Source organism: Arthrospiribacter ruber (assembly GCF_019343195.1).
In the GTDB taxonomy this organism is placed as follows: domain Bacteria; phylum Bacteroidota; class Bacteroidia; order Cytophagales; family Cyclobacteriaceae; genus Arthrospiribacter; species Arthrospiribacter ruber.
Map to the genome: position 1 here is coordinate 1 of NZ_RPHB01000015.1, position 21198 is coordinate 21198.

At 40.8% G+C, this 21198-nt stretch carries 17 protein-coding genes and 2 rRNA genes; 7 read left to right on the forward strand and 12 right to left on the reverse strand.

Annotated elements, in window-relative coordinates:
- From EGN73_RS21610 to EGN73_RS21625, 4 genes are all read left to right on the forward strand, one after another.
- A 23S ribosomal RNA gene (locus EGN73_RS21610) occupies positions 1-989 on the forward strand; the annotation flags it as partial.
- A 162-nt stretch (positions 990-1151) separates the two neighbouring features.
- Positions 1152-1263, forward strand: a 5S ribosomal RNA gene (gene rrf, locus EGN73_RS21615).
- Between the two features lie 829 nt (positions 1264-2092).
- The gene (gene hemB, locus EGN73_RS21620; RefSeq protein WP_219294142.1) at positions 2093-3061 is read left to right on the forward strand and encodes a porphobilinogen synthase; all 969 of its coding nucleotides are present in this window, start codon (positions 2093-2095) and stop codon (positions 3059-3061) included.
- Positions 3062-3752: 691 nt separating this feature from the next.
- A complete protein-coding gene (locus EGN73_RS21625) occupies positions 3753-4898 on the forward strand; it encodes a DUF4221 family protein (protein WP_219294144.1) in 1146 nt (381 codons plus the stop codon).
- Between the two features lie 107 nt (positions 4899-5005).
- Here the strand turns inward: EGN73_RS21625 and EGN73_RS21630 are convergent, their stop codons facing one another.
- Complete coding sequence (locus EGN73_RS21630; RefSeq protein ID WP_219294146.1) at positions 5006-5380, reverse strand: co-chaperone GroES; 375 nt, start codon at positions 5378-5380, stop codon at positions 5006-5008.
- Between the two features lie 127 nt (positions 5381-5507).
- Positions 5508-7430 (reverse strand): molecular chaperone DnaK, encoded by a 1923-nt coding sequence (gene dnaK / locus EGN73_RS21635; protein ID WP_219294148.1) that lies wholly within the window; start codon positions 7428-7430, stop codon positions 5508-5510.
- Between the two features lie 376 nt (positions 7431-7806).
- On the opposite strand from dnaK, the gene EGN73_RS21640 reads away from it, so the two are divergent.
- A complete protein-coding gene (locus EGN73_RS21640) occupies positions 7807-8607 on the forward strand; it encodes an MOSC domain-containing protein (RefSeq protein WP_219294150.1) in 801 nt (266 codons plus the stop codon).
- Between the two features lie 71 nt (positions 8608-8678).
- Here EGN73_RS21640 and EGN73_RS21645 read toward each other — a convergent pair whose 3' ends face one another.
- The 7 genes from EGN73_RS21645 to truA form a co-directional block, all read right to left on the reverse strand.
- Positions 8679-9452 carry a DUF6733 family protein gene (locus EGN73_RS21645; RefSeq protein WP_219294152.1) on the reverse strand — a complete coding sequence of 258 codons (774 nt, stop codon included), beginning with the start codon at positions 9450-9452 and terminating at the stop codon, positions 8679-8681.
- A gap of 253 nt (positions 9453-9705) precedes the next feature.
- Complete coding sequence (hemE, locus tag EGN73_RS21650) at positions 9706-10731, reverse strand: uroporphyrinogen decarboxylase (RefSeq protein WP_219294154.1); 1026 nt, start codon at positions 10729-10731, stop codon at positions 9706-9708.
- Between the two features lie 130 nt (positions 10732-10861).
- Positions 10862-11416, reverse strand: a complete 555-nt coding sequence (locus EGN73_RS21655; RefSeq protein WP_219294156.1) for a hypothetical protein — start codon at positions 11414-11416, stop codon at positions 10862-10864.
- A 95-nt stretch (positions 11417-11511) separates the two neighbouring features.
- A complete protein-coding gene (locus tag EGN73_RS21660; RefSeq protein WP_219294158.1) occupies positions 11512-12030 on the reverse strand; it encodes a hypothetical protein in 519 nt (172 codons plus the stop codon).
- A gap of 12 nt (positions 12031-12042) precedes the next feature.
- Positions 12043-12627 carry a hypothetical protein gene (locus tag EGN73_RS21665; RefSeq protein WP_219294160.1) on the reverse strand — a complete coding sequence of 195 codons (585 nt, stop codon included), beginning with the start codon at positions 12625-12627 and terminating at the stop codon, positions 12043-12045.
- A 168-nt stretch (positions 12628-12795) separates the two neighbouring features.
- The gene (locus EGN73_RS21670; RefSeq protein WP_219294162.1) at positions 12796-14571 is read right to left on the reverse strand and encodes an ABC transporter ATP-binding protein; all 1776 of its coding nucleotides are present in this window, start codon (positions 14569-14571) and stop codon (positions 12796-12798) included.
- An 11-nt stretch (positions 14572-14582) separates the two neighbouring features.
- A complete protein-coding gene (truA, locus tag EGN73_RS21675; RefSeq protein ID WP_219294164.1) occupies positions 14583-15335 on the reverse strand; it encodes a tRNA pseudouridine(38-40) synthase TruA in 753 nt (250 codons plus the stop codon).
- A gap of 106 nt (positions 15336-15441) precedes the next feature.
- Between truA and EGN73_RS21680 the strand changes: the two genes are divergently transcribed.
- Both EGN73_RS21680 and EGN73_RS21685 read left to right on the forward strand, forming a co-directional pair.
- Entirely contained in the window at positions 15442-15924 is a 483-nt protein-coding gene (locus tag EGN73_RS21680; RefSeq protein ID WP_219294166.1) for a DUF4293 domain-containing protein, read from the forward strand.
- A gap of 97 nt (positions 15925-16021) precedes the next feature.
- Positions 16022-17125 carry a trans-sulfuration enzyme family protein gene (locus tag EGN73_RS21685; protein ID WP_219294168.1) on the forward strand — a complete coding sequence of 368 codons (1104 nt, stop codon included), beginning with the start codon at positions 16022-16024 and terminating at the stop codon, positions 17123-17125.
- A gap of 183 nt (positions 17126-17308) precedes the next feature.
- Here the strand turns inward: EGN73_RS21685 and EGN73_RS21690 are convergent, their stop codons facing one another.
- From EGN73_RS21690 to EGN73_RS21700, 3 genes are all read right to left on the reverse strand, one after another.
- Positions 17309-18847 (reverse strand): YifB family Mg chelatase-like AAA ATPase, encoded by a 1539-nt coding sequence (locus EGN73_RS21690; protein WP_219294170.1) that lies wholly within the window; start codon positions 18845-18847, stop codon positions 17309-17311.
- Between the two features lie 74 nt (positions 18848-18921).
- Positions 18922-19287, reverse strand: coding sequence for a hypothetical protein (locus tag EGN73_RS21695; protein WP_219294172.1), 366 nt, complete (start codon positions 19285-19287; stop codon positions 18922-18924).
- A 34-nt stretch (positions 19288-19321) separates the two neighbouring features.
- A complete protein-coding gene (locus EGN73_RS21700; RefSeq protein ID WP_219294174.1) occupies positions 19322-21154 on the reverse strand; it encodes an ABC transporter ATP-binding protein in 1833 nt (610 codons plus the stop codon).
- Positions 21155-21198 lie beyond the last annotated feature (44 nt).

Here is a 21198-nt window from a genome sequence, read left to right on the forward strand (position 1 = left end):
GAAGCCCCGGTAAACGGCGGCCGTAACTATAACGGTCCTAAGGTAGCGAAATTCCTTGTCGGGTAAGTTCCGACCTGCACGAATGGTGTAACGATCTGGGCGCTGTCTCAGCCATGAGCTCGGTGAAATTGTAGTCGCGGTGAAGATGCCGCGTACCCGCAACGGGACGGAAAGACCCCATGAACCTTTACTGCAGCTTAGCATTGGTATCGGGTAAACGATGTGTAGGATAGGCGGGAGACTGCGAATCTGTGTCGCCAGGCATGGAGGAGTCGCTGTTGAAATACCGCCCTTTGTTTGCCTGGTATCTAATCCCGCAATGCGGGAGACATTGCTTGGTGGGTAGTTTGACTGGGGTGGTCGCCTCCAAAAGGATAACGGAGGCTTCCAAAGGTTCCCTCAGCACGCTTGGTAACCGTGCGCGGAGTGCAATAGCATAAGGGGGCTTGACTGTGAGGCCGACAAGCCGAGCAGGGTGGAAACACGGGTATAGTGATCCGGCGGTACTGAATGGAAAGGCCGTCGCTCAAAGGATAAAAGGTACTCTGGGGATAACAGGCTGATCTCCCCCAAGAGCTCATATCGACGGGGAGGTTTGGCACCTCGATGTCGGCTCGTCACATCCTGGGGCTGGAGAAGGTCCCAAGGGTTGGGCTGTTCGCCCATTAAAGTGGCACGCGAGCTGGGTTCAGAACGTCGTGAGACAGTTCGGTCCCTATCTGTTGCGGGCGTGGGAAGTTTGAGGAGATCTGACCTTAGTACGAGAGGACCGGGTTGGACCGACCGCTGGTGTACCGGTTGTGGTGCCAACTGCACTGCCGGGTAGCTACGTCGGGCAGGGATAAGCGCTGAAAGCATCTAAGTGCGAAACCCCCTCCGAGATGAGACTTCCAAACAGGGCCGTCAGAGACGATGACGTTGATAGGCTGCAGGTGTAAAGTCAGCAATGACAAAGCCGAGCAGTACTAATAGCCCGAAAGCTTGCCCCGCCTTGGGCTGTTGCATTTTCTGCGAGACATATCAAAAAGAATCAAGAGTCAAGAGATAAGAATCAAGACCAAGTTATTCAAAAGAACAAAGATATTTTCCCCGAGAGGGGACTGTCACCGGAACTACATGGTACATTGTACTTTGTACCTGTTACAGCAAGACATGGCGGCCTCGCGCAGGGGTTCCACCTCTTCCCATCCCGAACAGAGAAGTTAAGCCCTGCAGCGCCGATGGTACTGGGGTTACACCCGGGAGAGTAGGTCGCCGCCTCATTATTTATAGAGCCTTTCAGGAAACTGGGAGGCTTTTTTGTGTTTTAGGGGATGGGGGTTAATAGTACCAAGTACCAAGTACCAAGTACGAAGGATGAAGGATGAAGGATGAAGGAGCAGGTTTTCAGTACTGATGGAAGAAGCAGCTGCGGTACCGTAAAAGTGTCATGGCCTCCTTTGCTGGTAACCGCTCGATTGTGAACCACAGATCACACAGATGTACACAGATAAAGCTTCGCTTTTGATAAGGTTTGCTGTGTTGGCTTTTAGAAATATCCATTTAGTATCAGCCAATCCCGATAAACCGGGACAAGTTATCAATCAGTATCCATCTAATATCCATTGAATATCCTGAATAAGGGATTATGCCTAGACTCTAGTTTATGATATATTTCCATAATATTTCTACCTTATTTCTATTGTATTTCAATAAAATGATTGACAATGATCGTAGATAATTTATAATATGAGTATACGCATCACTGCACGTAGCCATTTATTGTTTTGAACCAGTTCTTTCTGCTAAATTCTAATCAAAATTTTATTATAAAGCTACTTTTTCCTTGATGAAAAAGTAGCCAAAAAATCAAGAATTTCGAATCCTATCCACGCTCAAGGCCTGCGCTGGCCCGGTCGAAATTCATCCAACCCTCCAAAGTTTCAATTTACAGTTAAAAGTAAGGTTGGAGGTTTGGTTCTTAAAGTTCACCGTGCAAAGATGCGGATACACATAATTTATAATGCGCAATTGAAAACTTTTTTCCTAAAAATAGCATTGAGGTTTTATGTCAAAAGTTAGAACCGTACCTTTACCGTAAAAATGTAAATCTATGATCAGGCGACCAAGAAGAAACAGAAAATCACAGGCTATTCGAAATATGGTAGAAGAAACCAGGCTTTCTGTAAAGGATTTTATTTTTCCTATGTTTTTGATAGATGGAGTAAATCAAAAAGTGGAAGTTGCTTCCATGCCTGGTATCTACAGATACTCTTTGGATTTGATGCTGAAAGAGATTGAAGCATGTGTCAATTTGGGTATCATGGCTTTTGATATTTTTCCTGCTTATCCCGAAAGCAAAAAAGACAAGCAGGCTACAGAAAGCCACAACCCTGACACTTTTTACCTTCGGGCTATACATAAAATCAAAACCACCTTCCCTGAAGTAGTGGTCATGACCGATGTGGCCATGGATCCCTATAGTTCTGATGGACATGATGGGCTGGTTGAGAATGGGAAGATTTTGAATGATCAAACTTTAGAAATCCTTGGTAAAATGTCATTAGCTCAAGCTCAGGCAGGAGCGGATATTCTTGGCCCCTCTGACATGATGGATGGAAGAGTTGGCTTTATCCGAAACGTCTTGGATGAGAATGGTTATACAGATGTTTCGATCATGTCTTATACGGCCAAATATGCCTCTGCTTTTTATGGTCCATTTAGAGATGCATTGGACTCCGCTCCAAAATCCGGAGACAAAAAAACCTATCAGATGGATCCTGCGAATTATTACGAGGCATTGATCGAGGCAGACTTGGATACAGAAGAAGGCGCAGATTTTCTAATGGTAAAACCTGCTTTGGCTTATCTTGACGTGATTCGATTGCTCAAGGACAACTCAAATCTTCCCATAGCGGCTTACAATGTCAGTGGTGAATATGCCATGATCAAAGCTTCTGCCCAAAGGGGTTGGCTGGATGGGGAACGTGCCATGCTGGAATCTTTATTGAGCATCAAGCGGGCAGGAGCCAATGTGATTTTGAGTTATTTTGCTAAGGAGTTTGCACTGCTTGGGAAATAAAAGTGGAGGGGATTTTTAAATATCAATGGGATAAGGGTTAAAAAATATGAGTATACGCATCACTGCACGTAGCCATTTATTGTTTTGAACCAGTTCTTTCTGCTAAATTCTAATCAAAATTTTATTATAAAGCTACTTTTTCTCCCGATTTTCGGGACAGGCTTTGATGAAAAAGTAGCCAAAAAATCAAGAATTTCGAATCCTATCCACGCTCAAGGCCTGCGCTGGCCCGGTCGAAATTCATCCAACCCTCCAAAGTTTCAATTTACAGTTAAAAGTAAGGTTGGAGGTTTGGTTCTTAAAGTTCACCGTGCAAAGATGCGGATACACATATTAAAAAAATATTTGAAAATAGAAATTTAGACGGTTAACTATTGATTTAATGATTTTTTTTTTTTAAGCTTGTTCCACTGAAGGCCAACAGTAAATAATATTATTTTCTAAAATTTTAAAAAACAAAAAAATGAAAAAGACAATTTTAATTTTGACAATGGTCTGTGGATCTATTGGGTATTCGTTGAATACTGCACAGGCAGCTGGTTATGAGCCGTACTACCCTGCGGTATGTTGTGATTATATGGGTTTTGAGAATTGTGTCAACTACGATTGCGTAAGACCAAAGCCACAAAATTAATTTAAGCCAAGAGTAAAGCTCATTTGAGCTTTACTCTTCAATTGTATTCGATATGCTATGAAAAATAATACACTTATTCTATTTATTCCATATTTTTTGATTTTGGTTTCATGCGGACTCAAAGAAAATGAAAAACAATATAAAAATGTTGAGCTTGAAGTAACTGGAAATTTAAAAAGAATACCTGTTGACCAGAGGACTCCAAATGTGAGCACTGGGTTGGTTTCTTTTGAAAATTTACTGTTTAATTTAAATTGGTCCTATAATCAAATTCAAATATATGATCTTGACAAAGATGAACTGATCAAAAGTTTAGACTTTGAAATTGAAGGGGATCAGGGAGTGGGAAATATTTTCGGTTTCCATGTTCATAATTTAGATAGTATTTTTTTGTTTGGTCAAATGGAGCCTAGAATTTATTTAACTGATACTTCTGGATTAATCTTAAACAGAATTAATTATAATATTCCAGATGGCTACTCATCAGCATTTGTCCACCCAACTTATTTTTATTCTCCACCATCCATCCAATCGGGAGAAATGATTGTGAAGACACACTTTTTTGGAAATTATAGAGATGTTACTAACGATGAATTAAAAAATAAACACATGGTTTACTCCATAGATCTTGAATCTGGGAATACAACTCTTTTATCGCATACGTATCCTGAGGATTATTTATCACTTGGATTAAAACATTTTGAACCGAGTATTGCAGTGGGGAAGGAAAAGATAGTATATTCTTTATTTGGAGACCACAGGGTATTTTATGCTGATTCCTTCAATGAAAGTTTAGATAGTAAAGAAGCCAAAAGTTCTTACTTGGATAATACGCTTAAATTATTTCCGGTAGATGGAGGAAGGTTTGAGAATCAATATTATATGAATGCCTATTCACGATATGATAACCTTGTCTATGATAAATATAGGAATGTTTTTTACCGATTTGCTTATCCAACTTTAGATTTGGAAGATGAAAATGCCGTAGTAAGATTACGGAACGCTCCAGGTCCATTTGCTATTTTAGTCCTCAATGAGTCTTTAGACGTAATCGGAGAGACTTTATTTGAAGAGGGGATTTTTCTTCCTTCAAATTTTTTTGTCAGTGAAGAAGGATTGTATTTGTCTATCAACCATCCGGACAATCCGGAGAATAAGGAAGAGTTCTTAAGTTTCCAACAGTTAAAGTTGAAAGAACTATGAACCAGATCCAGCCCTGCTTTTGCAGGTTTCTGGAGTCCTGGTCAAAAATAACAGCCCTGTCAGATTTAGAAACTGACAGGGCTATTTTAATTTTGTTTATTTGTGGATTAAAAATCCTCCTCTCTTTCCAGCATCAAAATAGAGTGTTGCGGTACAATAAAGTATTTTTCCCCTTCGTACATCACCTCGTATGAACCGTTGACCAGAAATACGGCCAAATCTCCTTCCTTGGCTTGTAGCGGGATGTATTTGATGCTCTCATCCCGGTCTTTCCATGGTTCATCATCTTCAACGGGTGAAGGGATAGGGTATCCCGGGCCTGTTTTGATTATATATCCTTGCTGTACCTTTTCTTTTTCCCGCACTCCTGGAGGGAGGTAAAGGCCGGAGGAAGTTTTTTCATCCGCTTTACGGAGTTTGATCAATACCCGGTCGCCGACGATGATCAGTTTTTTCAGTTTGTTATCTGGGGTGAGTTGCATTTTTTGAGACTTTTAGAGTCGAGAAGCGAGAGACAAGAGACAAGAACCAAGACATCTTGTCTCTTGCTTCTAAAAAAAGAGGCATCCATATCAGATACAGATGCCCTCTTTTGAGTATTGATTTATTTTATTTTTTGTCTTCAGAGACTTCTTCGTAGTCTACATCAGATACACCATCGCCAGACTCCGCAGAAGCACCCGCATTTGAGGCAGCACCTGCATCAGCACCTGGTTGTGCTCCTTGTGTAGCATTGTAGATTTCCTGTGAAGCAGCTTCCCAAGCTTTGTTCAGGCTTTCCATTGCTGAATCTATGCCTGCCAAGTCCTGAGACTGATGTGCTGACTTCAAAGTTTCCAATGCAGAGGAGATATTGGCCTTGTTGCCATCCGACAACTTGTCACCATATTCCTTCAACTGCTTTTCAGTTGAGAAAATTAGGCTGTCAGCCTGATTAAGCTTTTCGATCTTTTCTTTTTCAGCTTTATCAGTGGCAGCATTCGCCTCAGCTTCTCTTTTCATTCTCTCGATGTCATCCTGTGAAAGTCCAGAAGAGGCTTCAATTTTGATTTTCTGCTCTTTTCCTGTGCCTTTATCTTTTGCGGACACATTGAGAATACCGTTGGCATCAATGTCGAATGTCACTTCAATCTGAGGAACTCCTCTTGGCGCGGGTGGTATATCACTCAACTGGAATCTGCCAATAGTTCTGTTATCCTTAGCCAAAGGTCTTTCGCCCTGAAGTACGTGGATGTCCACTGCAGGTTGATTGTCAGCTGCTGTTGAGAATACCTCTGATTTTTTGGATGGAATGGTCGTATTGGCTTCGATTAATTTAGTGAACACGCCGCCCATGGTCTCTATACCCAAAGAAAGTGGTGTTACATCAAGCAACAATACGTCTTTTACTTCTCCAGTCAATACCCCACCTTGAATAGCTGCTCCAATAGCTACCACTTCATCAGGGTTTACACCTTTTGATGGTTTCTTGCCAAAGAATTTCTCGACTTCTTCCTGGATTTTTGGGATTCTTGTAGATCCACCTACGAGAATCACTTCATCTATATCAGAAGCTGAAAGCCCTGCATCCTGAAGAGCTTTTTTACAAGGATCCATGGATCTTCTTACCAAATCCTCAGAAAGTTGTTCAAATTTGGCTCTGCTAAGGTTGCGCACCAAGTGTTTTGGACCTGTTTGAGTAGCCGTGATATATGGCAAGTTTATTTCTGTAGAAGAGGAGGATGAAAGCTCGATTTTAGCTTTTTCAGCTGCTTCTTTCAATCTCTGAAGCGCCATTGGATCTTGTCTTAGATCGATTTGCTCTTCAGCTTTGAACTCATCTGCCAACCAGTTGATGATCACTTGGTCAAAGTCATCACCTCCAAGGTGTACATCACCATTAGTTGATTTTACTTCAAATACACCGTCTCCCAATTCAAGGATAGACACGTCAAATGTACCACCTCCAAGATCATACACTGCGATTTTCATATCCTGGTTTTTCTTGTCCATCCCATAAGCCAAAGCAGCTGCTGTAGGCTCATTGATGATTCTTTTTACCTCAAGACCTGCAATCTGACCAGCTTCTTTGGTGGCCTGTCTCTCTGCGTCATTGAAGTATGCCGGTACAGTGATGACTGCTTCGGTTACTTCCTGTCCCAAAAAATCTTCAGCGGTGCTCTTCATTTTTTGAAGGATCATCGCTGAAAGCTCCTGAGGGGTGTAGGACCTGTCACCGATTTTCACCACAACAGTATCGTTGGGTCCCTGTTCTACTTTATATGAAGCGTGTTTTTTCTCTTCAGAAACTTCAGAGAATTTTTTACCCATAAATCTTTTCACAGAAGAAATGGTGTTGGCCGGATTGGTGATGGCCTGTCTTTTTGCAGGATCACCTACTTTTCTTTCACCGTTTCCATTATCCAAGAATGCAACAATGGATGGGGTGGTCCTTCTTCCTTCTGAGTTTTGGATTACTACTGGCTCATTACCTTCCATTACGGCAACGCAGGAGTTGGTAGTACCCAAGTCAATTCCTATAATTTTTCCCATGATGTTATATTTTCAGTTTTTAGTTACAATTTTAAGTCACATCACCTTCATGACAATGGATGTGCCAATGAGTTTGGGCTTGTATTTTGTGTCAGAATGACAGTGAGATGTCAGATTTTTCGGGAATTTCTATAAAGGATGTCATTTTAATTCCCTGAAATATGTCACTTTTTAAAAAAAATGGACCTCAGGCCTGCAACCTTTTCCGGCAAGATGGTATCTAATGGGTATGTACAGCAAAAGGATTTTTATGGAAAGAGTAAAATGGGGTATTGCTATGCTTTTATGCCTGTTGTTTTCAATTCTCTGGTCACTATAAAAAGCGGTTTCAGATTTCCTGGAATTTGCACTAATTTGTAGGTCTAAACTTACTGTCATGAGACTTACTGAAATTTACATTTATCCAATCAAATCACTGGGAGGAATAAGACTTGAAAAATGGACTTTAGAAGAAAGGGGATTCAAATACGATCGGAGATGGATGTTGGTAGATGAGGAAGGAATATTTCTTTCCCAGAGGAAGCATCCCCGAATGGCCCTATTGCAAGTTGTCCTTTTAGAGGATGGTTTAAGGGTGGAACAAAAAACAAATTCAGCCAATAATGTATTTATTCCCTTTGAAGCGGCTACTCTTGGACGTATTACTGTCAATATCTGGGAGGATAATGTAGAAGCAGATGTGTTGGGTGATCAGTTTGGTGAGTGGTTTTCTGACTTTTTGGGTATATCCTGCAGGTTGGTCAGGATGAGCGACAATTCTGAAAGGAGACTCAAGCCCAAGTATGCTGTAAATGATGAGTCTGTAAGTTTTGCGGATGGAATGCCATATCTTATAATCGGGCAGGCATCATTGGATATATTGAATGAGAAGCTTGAGGAGCCAGTAGGTATGGATAGGTTTAGGCCGAATCTGGTTTTTGAAGGAGGAATACCTTTCGCCGAGGACGATTGGTTAAAAGTGGAAATTGGGAATGCTTTATTTAAAATCACTAAACCATGTGCACGATGCGTGATGACCACGGTAGATCAGGGTACAGCCGAAAGGGGTAAAGAGCCTTTGAAAACACTTTCTACATTTCGATTGGTTGAAAATAATGTGATGTTCGGGCAAAACATGCTAATGCTCAAAGGGCATGAAGTGAAAGTAGGGGATGAATTGCTGCCTGAAAAAAAGTAAAGCCGGAATTTCTTCCGGCTCTATCTCCATAGCTTAGTTTAGTTGATAAGTTTGGCTGTAGTCTATGTTTTTTAGAAGCTGTATCCAACTGTTAGTTTGAAGAAGGAAGGTTGGGTCCAGCCGCTTTTTGCTATCATATCATCACTCCTTAAATCTGCTCCTGAAGTAAATCTTGCAAAAGCACCTCCATTAGGGTCAGCAAACTGAACATATGGACCCAATGCTACATAAAAATCGTAAGCAGAACCCTCAGGCTGATTTATTCCACCTGTAAATCTCAGTTGCTCTAGGTGAAGACCTGCTGAGAAGAAAGGAGAGATTTTAAAACCATAATTTGCCCAATAGTGTAGGTAATTGTTTGTGCTTGGGTTGCCATGATCAAATCCTGCATAATACCCTACGTAAATTTCACCTTCAGTAAATGCTTTATCTAATCCAATAGTTAAATTAGGAACTATGCCTTCTCCTAGTACAGGTGTTCCTAAACCTGAAGTCAAGCTACCGTTGAGTAGGCCGATTTGAGGGTTGATGTTGATCCCTTCTGCAACTGCGAAGTCCATTCCCACACCAAATTCAGTCCAGTTACCCCAAGGGCCACCGCCAATTCCAGCACCATTGTTACCTCCGGACCATAATATGCCGTAAAATGTAAAAGCTGTATTGTCGCTTAGGCTATATGAGCCTGCAAAGAATGGATAGAACCCAAAGAAAATGTCTGAGTTTAATGTAACATCCATGGAGAATCTACTTTCTTCTTGGGCTTTTGCTTGTTGAGGATTGACAGCTAACATTAGCACAGCTAATAATAACGTTAATAGGCCGCCTTTTGTAAAACTTCTTTTCATAATTTTTTAATAGGTTTTGTGAGAAATAGGTTTGATTTGAGACCAAATAATTACTTTTTGATATATAATATTTGATTTCTGGTTTTGAAATTACCCTATATTTTTGAAAATGCAATAAATAAGTTTAAAATATGTTAAAAAAATAACGAGATTGATGTTGATTGAAAACTTTGTAATAAACTCCGCAATGGATTGAAAATAAAAAAAGAGGCCTTATGAGCCTCTTTTTCCATATTTTTAAAATAAATGTACCTTATTTAAATTTTTTCACGGTTTCGATGAAAATCTTTACCATTTCCGGATTGATGTCTGGATAAACCCCATGTCCTAGGTTGGCTATATGCCGGCTTCCCCGGAATTGCTCCATCATGTCGTTGGTGGCTTTTTCTACCTGCTTTTCATTGCCATATAGAGCAGCTGGATCAAGATTGCCTTGCAAAGTTTTGTCAGAACCTATCATTTTTCTGGATTCTGCAATACCCATGTTCCAATCTAGACCTATAGTTTCACATTTTAGCTTGCTCATCTCTTCTCTGGCGAAGAAGGCACCTTTGGCAAAAACAGTTTTTGGGACAGAGGTGATGGCATCACAAATTTGGGATATATAGGGTAGAGAGAAGATTCCGTATTGTTCGGGAGATAAAATGCCTGCCCAGCTATCAAAAATCTGCACCAAATTGGCACCTGCATCAATCTGTGCTTTTAGGTAATTGATGGTACTGTCGGTTATCATTTGAAGCAACTTGTGAGATAATTCCGGCTCAGTGTATAACATCGCCCTGGCTTTTGAAAAAGTCTTGGATCCAGAGCCTTCTACCATGTAGGCAAATATGGTCCATGGGGCTCCTGCAAAACCTATCAAGGGCACTCTTCCATTTAAGGCTTTTTTGGTGATTTTAATAGCTTCGATAACATAACTGAGGTCGTCTACTCCATCAGCAACCCTGAGCTTTTTCAAGTCACTTGCAGAATTTACTGTAGAAGGAAACCAAGGCCCTCTTTTTTCGACCATTTCATAAGGTAGTCCCATCGCTTCGGGAATCACCAGGATATCGGAAAAAATGATGGCAGCATCCACACCCAAAAGATCTACCGGCTGTATCGTCACTTCAGCGGCCAATTCAGGTGTCTGGGCCAGTTCTATAAAACCGCTTACACTTTCTCTCACGGCTCTGTATTCGGGCAATATCCTACCAGCTTGTCTCATCAACCAAACTGGAGTTCTTTCAGGGTTTTCTCCCTTTGCAGCTTTAATTAGTAAGTCATTTTTCAATTGCATGCCGCAAAGATAAACCACAATAACAATTTATTCAGGTATTGGATAAAAACATTGGGTCATGTAATCTGGAGTAAAACAAAAAATCCCGAAAGCTCTTTGCTTCCGGGATTTCGTTTAAGAACGCAGTCTTTTATTTCAATTTTCTTTCTAAGGTTATGAAATCCTTATCCTGAATACCTGTCATCTTCATGACTTCTTCCATTTCTGTTAGGTCCAATCTGCCATTTGCAAAATCAACCGGTAAGACTACAATTCTGAAAAGAACGTCCCTGGTCCATGATTCATCCAATAACTCAGGATCAAAATTTGACTCTAAGAAAATTGCTATATCTTCTACTGTATAGTCATAATTGTATCTAAGGTACCCTTCCTCAAAAAATACAGTCTGAGGTAGTAATCTCCATACTCTGTTTTCATTGAAAGTTTCCCAGTTGATAAAAACCAAGACAATATCACTTTCAATCAGCTCTTCGGGAAATGACAGAACTTCAAAATAGTCATTTTCTGCTGTGAAGTCAACCTCCACTTCATATGCAATTCCCACGAAGGAATCACCAGGTTGCCCTTGTGGACCTTGCTGTCCCTGAGGTCCCTCCGGGCCTTGAGGACCTTGAGGTCCCATAGGCCCCTCACATGCTTGAAAAACCAATGCCAGCACTACGAGTACTCCTAGAATTCTTTTCATATCCTTGTGTTAAATATGGTGTGTTTAAAATCTAACTCTTTATTAAAATCAAAATTTACAATTAAGATAAGGCAATTTTCAAAACTAAGCTATAATTATTGATTTTTAACGCCTATTACTCTGACTTTGTTTGGGCTGATGATCTGATCAATAAAAATTTCAGGTTGCTCAAGTTTGTTCTCCTTAGCAAATGAGTTGATTTTTTTTTGGACTTTTTTCGGTCCGGGCATTACAAAGCGGTGGGCTTGAATGTTGGCAACAATAGAACTCGAAGCGTCAAAGTTTCTTTCTTCAAAGCTTGAAAGGTCTTCCGCCCATTTTTTTTCTATTCCTACAAAAACCTCCATCGTGTCCAGTTTACCTGCCGGTTCAATGAGATAAATGGTATTGATAAAAGCTTCAGGATTTTTTTCTGCTAGACTTTCTATTTTTTCAAAACTAGATTTCAGTTTGGGATCTTGCGGAGTTCCCTTGTAATGAATGCCTACCAGTGAAATTTCTCCGAGGTTTTCTTTTTGTACCTCTATTTCATTAAAACCTCCAAACATATACAGCCCTAATACTGCAACAACTGCCAATAGCACTCCAGTAACGATTAAAGGCTTGGTTTTCATTTTTTCTTAATTTTAGAAAATATAACGAACGCCGATAGCTCCCTGAAGCCTTAAGTGGCCAAACCTGTCCAATAACTCCATGAAGAGCCCGATCTCAGCAAATACATTGATAGGCAAATCATCAAAGTAGTATTCTGCTCCTCCGTATATTTCCGGGCCGAAGTCAATATTTCTGCGGTTGTCACGAAAGATGTTGGTAGGAGAAAGTGCAGTGTCTGTATAGGCATAATCCACTCTTACTGACCTGAGCTGAGCGCCTAATCCGGCATAGCCCAATAAGTACCCTTCTGTGATTCCAAACTCATCTGTGAAATCTTCATTGTATGCGATTCTACCATTGATAGATAGAGCACTACCTGCACTATGTGACTGATAAAACGCATTGGCGGTAGGTCGGTTGTTTTCAAATGACCTTCTGTAATATTGGGCACTGTTGACCCCGGCTCTTCCAAACATTCCTTCAACGGAAATATTTTCATCCAAAAATGTTTTATATGTAATGGAAAGTGGCTCTCCCAGTCTCAAGCCTACACTGGATTCCTGAGCAAATGTCATGACCGGAATTAGGCCCAAAATCATTAAAGTAAGTTTCTTCACGCTTTTGTGGTTTTTGTTTTCAAATCTTTTTAATACGGCACAAAATTAAATTCTGTTGTCTCAAGTTTGTGCCTAAATCAAATGATTTTTTCAGATTTTGTGCAAGGGTCAGGAAATTAATGTGTTACAATAATCATCCTTTAATAAAATTTTTAAATGGCTATATGTTTATCCAATTGCCATTGATTTCAGCTGCATTTGATGCAATTGGGAATAGTATCCTCCCAATTCCAGTAAGCTGTCATGATTTCCTTCTTCTTTGATTTCTCCATGATGGAGAACGATGATTTTGTTGGCTTTCTGGATAGTAGATAGTCTGTGGGCGATCACAATAGAAGTCCTGCCTTTCATCATTTTTTCTATGGCTCCTTGGATCAGTTCCTCTGTTTCTGTGTCCACCGATGAGGTAGCTTCATCCAAAATGATGATTTCAGGATTGTATACCATGGCCCTGACAAATGATATCAACTGTCTTTGGCCGACTGAAAGGGTTGCTCCCCTTTCCATGACATTGTAATCCAACCCTCCTGGAAGTCTCTCTATGAATTTTTTTGCTCCTACCAATTCGGCAGCTTCCATCACCTGCTCTTTACTGATATCAGGATTCCCAAGAGTGATATTATAATATATGGTCTCGGAAAAGAGAAATACATCCTGCAAAACAACTCCTATATGTTTCCTTAAGGTGCCCAATTCATATTCACGGATATCCGTCCCGTCAATCTTGATTTTTCCTTTATTAATTTCATAAAAACGGCTGATCAGATTGATGATGGAAGATTTGCCCGCTCCTGTAGCTCCTACCAAGGCTACTGTTTCGCCATGCTTGACTTCAAAATTGATATTTTTGAGGACCCATTCCTCGTCATTGTAAGCAAACCATACATTTTCAACCTTGATATTCCCCCTGATTTTTTCCGGCTTATAGTTGCCTTCATTAGGGATCTGCTCGGTAGATTCCAGAAGTTTGAATATTCTGGAAGAACTGACCACGCCAAGCTGCAGGGTGTTGTACCTGTCTGCAATCATTCGGATAGGTCTAAAAAACAACTGAAGGTACATGATGAAAGAGATCAATACCCCGACCTGTATGTCAGCATCAAATACTCCTGTAGCACCATACCAGACCACTAGCCCAATACCTATGGCCTGAATGATTTCAGCCACCGGGAAGTAAATTGAATAGTAAAGGACAGATTTGACATGGGCCCGTCTATGTTCCCTGTTGATATCTTTGAATTTTTCATACTCCCTTTTTTCTCTGTTGAATATCTGTACGATATTCATTCCGGTGATATGTTCCTGAAGAAATGAGTTCAGGTTGGAAACTGCATTTCTCACATCATTGAAGGCTACTTTGATTTTTTCTTTGAAAATGTAGGTAGAAATAATCAAAAGAGGCAAGGTGCACAAACTGACGAGAGTCAGTTTCCAATCAATGTAGAACATCACCCCAAGTATGGTGACTAATTGTAGTAAATCTCCGATGATGGCAGCCAAGCCTTCACTGAACACATCTGCGAGGGTCTCAATATCTGAAATATTCCGTGTGACCAGCCTACCTATTGGAGTATTGTCAAAAAACTTTAACCTCATCTTGAGGAGATGTCTGTAAAGCTTGATCCGAATGTCTTTGATAATGACTTGGCCAATCCAGCCTGACAAATAAGTATGTGCAAATTGTACTACTGCCTGGAGGATCAATAAGAAAATCAATAAATAAATGATCTTTACCAATCCAGGCCCATCTCCTACGGCCACGTAATCATCAATGGCTACCTGGATAAAATAAGGTCTGGTGGGAGCAAGAATGGCGAGTCCAACGGTGAGAAAAACCAAAAAATAAAATTGTGTTTTGTAAGGCTTTACAAACCTGTATAGCTTTCCAAGTACTTCGGTGTCTATGATCTCACCGCTTTTTACATTTTCTTTTTCCAGACTCAAGGATGCAGGATTTATTTGAATATACGATCAGGATAGCTCACTCTGCATAAATATAGTCCTTGTGCAGGTGCTGCGGCCTTTGCTTTTCTTCTGTTTTTACTCTCAATGATACTCCGGAAATCATCCGGATTTATTTTTCCAACCCCAACTTCCATCAATGTACCCACTATGGCCCGTACCATTCCTCTGAGGAATCGGTTGGCAGTTATATGAAAGAACAATTCATGGCCGTTTTGTTCCCAGAAAGCACTTTTTATTTCACATCTAAAATTGTTTACTTCTGTTTTTACTTTGCTGAAACATTCAAAGTCCTCGTATTCCAAAAGTAATGCTGCGGCTTTATTCATTTGGTCAATGTCAGGATTTTGGAAAAGAAGCCAGGATCCTTCATGGTCAAAGGGGCTTTTTCTAAGTCTGCATTTGTATAAATACTCCCTTTCGATTGCGTCAAATCTGGCATGTGCATCAGGTACTACTTCCTTGATTTCATAAATGGCGATGCTTTTGCCAAGAATTCCATTGAGTTTTTTGAGCAATGAATTCCGGTCTGCTATTTCCGGAGCGTCAAAATGGGCAAACTGTTGGCTGGCGTGTACTCCTGTGTCTGTCCTTCCACTTCCAATAATTCCAGTAGGAATTCCCAAAAGCAAACTGAGTGCTTTTTCAATTTCCTCCTGCACGGTCACAGCATTGTTTTGGATCTGCCAACCATGATACTTACTGCCATTATAGGCCAATTCCAGAAAATACCTCTTCATGTCCATTTTTCCTCCGCAAAGATATCAATCCCCTTCAAAAATATATGCCCATCCATAGAAACCTTGCGAATCCGCAAAGAAGGCCTTTTCTTTGTCAAAATTTAAAAACAAAATGATACAGAGAGTTCAGACTATATTTCTTTTTCTATTGATGATCGCCATGACTTTAGTGCTGTTTTTTCCGATTTGGCAGCAAGTCAATCCGGACCAGACACAACTTATGACATTGTCTGCGTGGAGTTTGCAGACTTTAGATGTGAGCAGTGGTGAAATTGTACAATCAGAATCCAAGGCTCTTGCAATTGCAGTTTTGGCGATGATTTCAATAGTATTGGCAGGCTTGAGTATCTTCTCTTACAAAGACAGAGGAAGGCAGATGATGTTGAATATGTTCAATTCTTTGGCGATGGTCGCCAACGTAGGCCTAATTGTCTGGTTTACTTATTCTGCTAATGCAGATTTTAATCCAGATGTAAATGGGGCTTTTGTACTTGGATTCTGGGCCATATTTGCAGCATTGGTGATGAATATGTTGGCCAATAGATTCATCAGGAAAGACGAAATGCTCGTGAGATCTGTGGATAGAATAAGATAACATTGTCCAAGGGGTATATTCATTATTTAAATAAAACAGGCCAGTGAAATGATTCGCTGGCTTTTCTTTTGTAATTTTTAGGTAATATTGAATGCTTATGAAACTAGAAACTTTAGCCATCCATGCTGGGAATATGGTGTCTGATTCCCGTCAGCCAGTAGTACAGCCTATTACTACCTCTACGACTTTTCTTCATCAGGAAGATTCTTTGATATATTCCAGGGCAAACAACCCCAATAGATTGGCTTTGGAAAATCTTTTGGCAAAGCTGGAATTCGGAGAAGATGCTGCTGCCTTCTCTTCAGGGAATGCTGCCGGGATGGCGGTCTTTCAGGCTTTAGAGCCAGGGAGTCATCTTATAGCTCCTGATGACATGTACCATGGTCTTAGGGCTCAACTGATCCAGTTGTTTAAGGGGATTTTATCTGTCACTTTTGTAGACATGACTGATCCTGATCAAGTGGCCGACGCCATCATTCCGGAAACCAAATTGATTTGGGTGGAGACACCTTCAAATCCACTTTTGAAAATTTCTGATATAAAAAAAATATGTAAAATCGCTTCTGATGCTGATATACGTGTGGCATGTGACAATACATTTGCTACACCGGTTTTCCAAAATCCGCTATTGTTGGGCGCAGATTTGGTGATGCATAGCAGTACCAAATACCTTGGCGGGCACAGTGATATCCTGGGTGGGGCATTGGTGACCAAGAAAAAGGATGGATTTTGGGAAAAGGTGAAGTTTGTGCAGCAGACGGGTGGGGCTGTGCCCTCTCCATTTGATACTTATCTTTTGTGCAGAAGCATAAAGACACTGCCTTACCGTATGAAGGGACATGCAGAGCACGCGGGTATTTTAGCGGAATACCTTCTTAATCACCCACAAGTGGAAGATGTGTATTACCCCGGATTAAAAAGACATTCTGGACACTGGGTAGCTTTACAGCAGATGTCTGGGTTTGGTGGTATGCTGTCTTTTTTAGTGAAAGGCGATGCTGCTGTTGCTGATAAAGTAGTGTCTAAATTGAAGTTTTTTTCAAATGCCACTAGCCTTGGAGGTGTAGAAAGCCTTATAGAAAGGAGGGCTGCTTCAGAAGGGCCGGATACACAAACTCCCCCAAACCTCATAAGGGTTTCGGTTGGTTTGGAGCATTTGGATGATCTGCTGACAGATATGGAGCAAGCTATGGAAAGATGAAAAAAGGCTGTATGAACAGCCTTTTTGGGTACTTTTGGAGTGTTAGGTTGAAAAAACAGGGTGATTGAAGCAACAATTGCTGAAATATCGTATCTGATCATCAAATAAATGCATGTTTTACCACTTTTTAAAATTTTTTACAAACTATTTTATAGAAAGATTAAATTTTCGATTGTCAAATCCTTATCCGGCCCAACCTTCTCTGTCTAAGCTTCGATATTGTATGGCTTCGGCAAGGTGCTCTACTTTTATTTCTTCAGACTGGGCAAGGTCAGCGATGGTTCTGGATACTTTCAGTATTCTATCATAAGCCCTGGCGGATAACCCCAGCCTTTCCATGGCAGTTTTCAACAATGTTTTTCCCGCTTCATTTATCTGACACACCTCTTTTACCATGTGAGAAGGCATCATTGCATTGCAATAGACTTCGGGCTTGTCTTTGAATCTTTCTACTTGTACTTCCCTTCCTTGGATGACACGTTCGCGGATGGATTTGCTGGCTTCGGTTTTCCTGGTTGATGTCATTTCGTCAAATTTGACCGGCGTGACCTCTACGTGTAAATCTATCCTGTCCAATAATGGGCCGCTTACTTTGTTGAGGTATCTCTGTACGATTCCTGGACCGCACACACATTCCTTTTCGGGATGGTTGTAATATCCGCATGGACATGGGTTCATACTTGCAATCAACATGAAATTGGCAGGGTAATCAACTGATATTTTAGCTCTTGAAATAGTCACTTTTCTTTCTTCCAGAGGCTGCCGCATGACTTCCAATACGGTTCTTTTGAATTCGGGCAATTCGTCTAAAAACAAAACCCCATTGTGTGAAAGCGAAATTTCTCCAGGCTGGGGATTTCCTCCACCTCCTACAAGGGCCACATCCGAAATGGTATGGTGCGGAGATCGAAAAGGTCTTTGGGCTATCAGAGAGGCGTTCTTCCCGAGTTTGCCTGCCACTGAGTGAATTTTTGTGGTTTCTAATGCTTCCTGGAGCGTGAGTGGAGGGAGAATGGACGGAAGTCTCTTCGCAAGCATGGTTTTTCCTGCTCCCGGAGGTCCGATCATTATCACATTATGACCACCTGCAGCCGCAATTTCCATTGCTCTTTTAATGTTTTCCTGTCCTTGTACATCTGCAAAGTCAAATTCATAATTTTCAATAGAATTGAAAAAGAGGTCCCTAGTATCTGTGACCAAAGGTTGGATTTCCAGACTTCCTTCTAAAAAACCAATGGCTTCCTGCACAGAATTGACTCCAATAATGTCGAGGTTGTTGACAATAGATGCTTCAGCGGCATTCTCTTGGGGTAGGATAAAGCCTTTAAAGCCTCTTTTCCTGGCTTCGATAGCTATTGGGAGTACTCCTTTCACAGGTCGGAGCTGCCCGTCTAGAGAGAGCTCTCCCATTATGACGTATTTATCCAATTCCGGAAAAATCACCTGCTCAGATGCCTGCAATATGCCCAATGCAATGGGGAGATCATAGGAGGAACCTTCCTTTCTGATGTCTGCCGGTGCCAGATTGATGACCACTTTTTGTCTGGGCATTCTGTAGCCAAAGTATTTGAGAGAGGATTCTACCCTCTGCTGGCTTTCTTTGACTGCACTGTCAGGTAAACCTACCATATAAAAGCTGGTGCCCTGTCCTACATTGACCTCGATGGTGATGAGCTTGGCATCCACTCCGGATACCGCACTGCCAAAAGTTTTTGCTACCATGAAAACTAAGTTAGTAAAATCAAAAAAGGAATCCATAAGGATTCCTTAAATTAATCAAATTCATGTAAAATTAATTATTTGAAATTTTGTCGGGGTCTTAATGTAGGAGAATCTTTTCCTTCCTCTTTTTGGTTGATTTTGTTCTCCAGCTTACTAAGTTTGATCCCTTTTTCAAGATCATAAAGGGTTGCTTTAAGCTCTTTTTTCTCGGCTTCTTTTTTGGAAATTTCTTCCTTCAGTCCATTTTTGACCATGTGATCAGAGCCAAAAGAGACCAAATAAAGTACGAGTCCGATCAGAAGGAAATATACCACCATACCTGATCTTAATTCTTCTATTCCAAACAAACCTTTGATACCATTGAAAGAAAGAAAAAAGACCAGACTGATTCCGAAAAAAAGGAGCACAAGCAAATGTGCTATTTTATTTAATTGTTTCATTGGTTTTGGGTTTTTAAGATTTTGATACAATATACTAAACAGACTGCATGGTAGAAAGATTCCTGTACAAACCTTCTTTTGCCATGAGTTCCTGATGGGTACCACGTTCAATTATCCTGCCTTTTTGGATCACCAATATCTCATCAGCGTGTTGGATAGTGCTCAGCCTGTGCGCGATAACAAGTGTAGTCCTGTTTGTCATTAAGTTTGTTAATGCCTCTTGCACTAGCTTCTCAGATTGGGAATCCAATGCCGAAGTAGCTTCGTCGAGGATCAGAATAGGAGGGTTTTTCAAAACAGCCCTAGCTATGCTGATTCGCTGTCTTTGGCCTCCTGAAAGCTTTGAGCCCCTTTCTCCGATGTTGGTGTGATAGCCATTTTCCAGCTCCATGATGAAGTCATGGGCATTTGCAATCTTGGCTGCTTCAATGACCTTATCCTCTGATATATTGTCAACTCCAAAAGCAATATTATTTAAAACGGTGTCATTGAAAAGGATGGATTCCTGGGTGACAATCCCCATAAGCTTACTAAGTTGTAGCAGATCTAAATCTTTCAGTTCTGTGCCATCTAGGGTGATTTTACCCGAAGTGGGGTCATAAAACCTAGGTAACAAATCGGCAATAGTGGATTTTCCACCTCCTGATGGACCTACTAGAGCGATCGTTTTTCCTTTTTGAAGTGTGAAAGTGACCTTGTCTATGACAGTATCCTTTTCGTATTTGAAAGAGACATTATCAAATACCACTGCGTCTGAAAAGGTGTCTATGTTTTTGGCTACTGGACTGTTTTGAATTAGACTTTGTGTATCCACTACATCAAATATCCTATCAGCAGAAGCTAGTCCCCTTTGGATACTGCTGGCTGCCTTGGAGATTTCTTTGGCAGGGTTGAGCACCTGGGTGAATATTATAATGTAGGTGATAAAATCAGAGGCACTTAATTCTGATGTGTTGCTAAGCACCAAACTTCCTCCATAAACAAGAATACCAGCCACCACTGAAACACCCAGAAACTGTGAAATGGGAGAGGCAAGCTCGTTTTTCTTGGCCATGGAAATATTGACGTCAGAATAGAATTGGGTCTCTTCATCAAATTTGTTCCTGACGTATTTTTGCGCGCCAAATGCCTTGATTACTCTCATGCCTGTGATGGTCTCGTCAAGTATGTTGACTATTCTGCCAAGAGATTCCTGGCTTTCTACAGCTTTTTTTCTCAGTCTTTTGGTTATGGTTCCTATAATGGCACCTGAGATGGGGATTACCAGAATGGTAAACAGGGTCAGTTTTACCGACATCATAAAAAGTACTCCGAAGTAAAGAATAATGGTGGCCGGTTCTTTGAATACAACCTTCAGAGACTGTACGACCATATTTTCCACTTCCTGGATGTCATTGGTGATCTTGGACATCAGGTCACCTTTTCGTTCATTGGAAAAGTATCCTATATGCATGTGAGATACACGGGTGAAAATTTTCATCCGCATCTTTTGGATGATTTCTGCCCTGACCTTGGCAAGGACTACTCCGGATAGGTAAGTAAAAAGGTTGGAAAGAAAAACCGAAATGACAATGATCATACAGACATAGACCAATGTGCCGAATTTGCCATAAGTTTCTGCGGTCTGGAGAAAATAGTAATTGAACAAATGTATGAAATAATCCAAGCTGAACCTGAACTCAGGCTTGATCAAATACTTGCTCATTGCCTCAGGCTCCACCTGTTCAAAAATTACATCAAAAAGCGGCTTGAGAAGCGTGAAATTCAACAGACCAAAAATAATGGCCAATAGTGTGTAAATGATGTAAGCCGGAAAGTACCTTCGGTATGGCTTGGCAAAGGAAATGATCCTAAGGTAAGTGTGCATGCAGCGGAAATTCGGTTTTCGGCTGCAAGTTAAACAAAATTCTT

Excerpts from the sequence above, each read along its gene's own strand:
- EGN73_RS21655 (WP_219294156.1), bottom strand. The coding sequence starts at position 11,416 with ATGAAAAGAATTCTAGGAGTACTCGTAGTGCTGGCATTGGTTTTTCAA.
- EGN73_RS21690 (WP_219294170.1), bottom strand. The coding sequence starts at position 18,847 with ATGGTAGCAAAAACTTTTGGCAGTGCGGTATCCGGAGTGGATGCCAAG.
- hemE (WP_219294154.1), bottom strand. The coding sequence starts at position 10,731 with ATGCAATTGAAAAATGACTTACTAATTAAAGCTGCAAAGGGAGAAAAC.
- EGN73_RS21645 (WP_219294152.1), bottom strand. The coding sequence starts at position 9,452 with ATGAAAAGAAGTTTTACAAAAGGCGGCCTATTAACGTTATTATTAGCT.
- EGN73_RS21695 (WP_219294172.1), bottom strand. The coding sequence starts at position 19,287 with ATGAAACAATTAAATAAAATAGCACATTTGCTTGTGCTCCTTTTTTTC.
- EGN73_RS21700 (WP_219294174.1), bottom strand. The coding sequence starts at position 21,154 with ATGCACACTTACCTTAGGATCATTTCCTTTGCCAAGCCATACCGAAGG.
- dnaK (WP_219294148.1), bottom strand. The coding sequence starts at position 7,430 with ATGGGAAAAATTATAGGAATTGACTTGGGTACTACCAACTCCTGCGTT.
- EGN73_RS21625 (WP_219294144.1), top strand. The coding sequence starts at position 3,753 with ATGAAAAATAATACACTTATTCTATTTATTCCATATTTTTTGATTTTG.
- hemB (WP_219294142.1), top strand. The coding sequence starts at position 2,093 with ATGATCAGGCGACCAAGAAGAAACAGAAAATCACAGGCTATTCGAAAT.
- EGN73_RS21685 (WP_219294168.1), top strand. The coding sequence starts at position 16,022 with ATGAAACTAGAAACTTTAGCCATCCATGCTGGGAATATGGTGTCTGAT.
- EGN73_RS21640 (WP_219294150.1), top strand. The coding sequence starts at position 7,807 with ATGAGACTTACTGAAATTTACATTTATCCAATCAAATCACTGGGAGGA.
- EGN73_RS21680 (WP_219294166.1), top strand. The coding sequence starts at position 15,442 with ATGATACAGAGAGTTCAGACTATATTTCTTTTTCTATTGATGATCGCC.
- EGN73_RS21630 (WP_219294146.1), bottom strand. The coding sequence starts at position 5,380 with ATGCAACTCACCCCAGATAACAAACTGAAAAAACTGATCATCGTCGGC.
- EGN73_RS21660 (WP_219294158.1), bottom strand. The coding sequence starts at position 12,030 with ATGAAAACCAAGCCTTTAATCGTTACTGGAGTGCTATTGGCAGTTGTT.
- truA (WP_219294164.1), bottom strand. The coding sequence starts at position 15,335 with ATGGACATGAAGAGGTATTTTCTGGAATTGGCCTATAATGGCAGTAAG.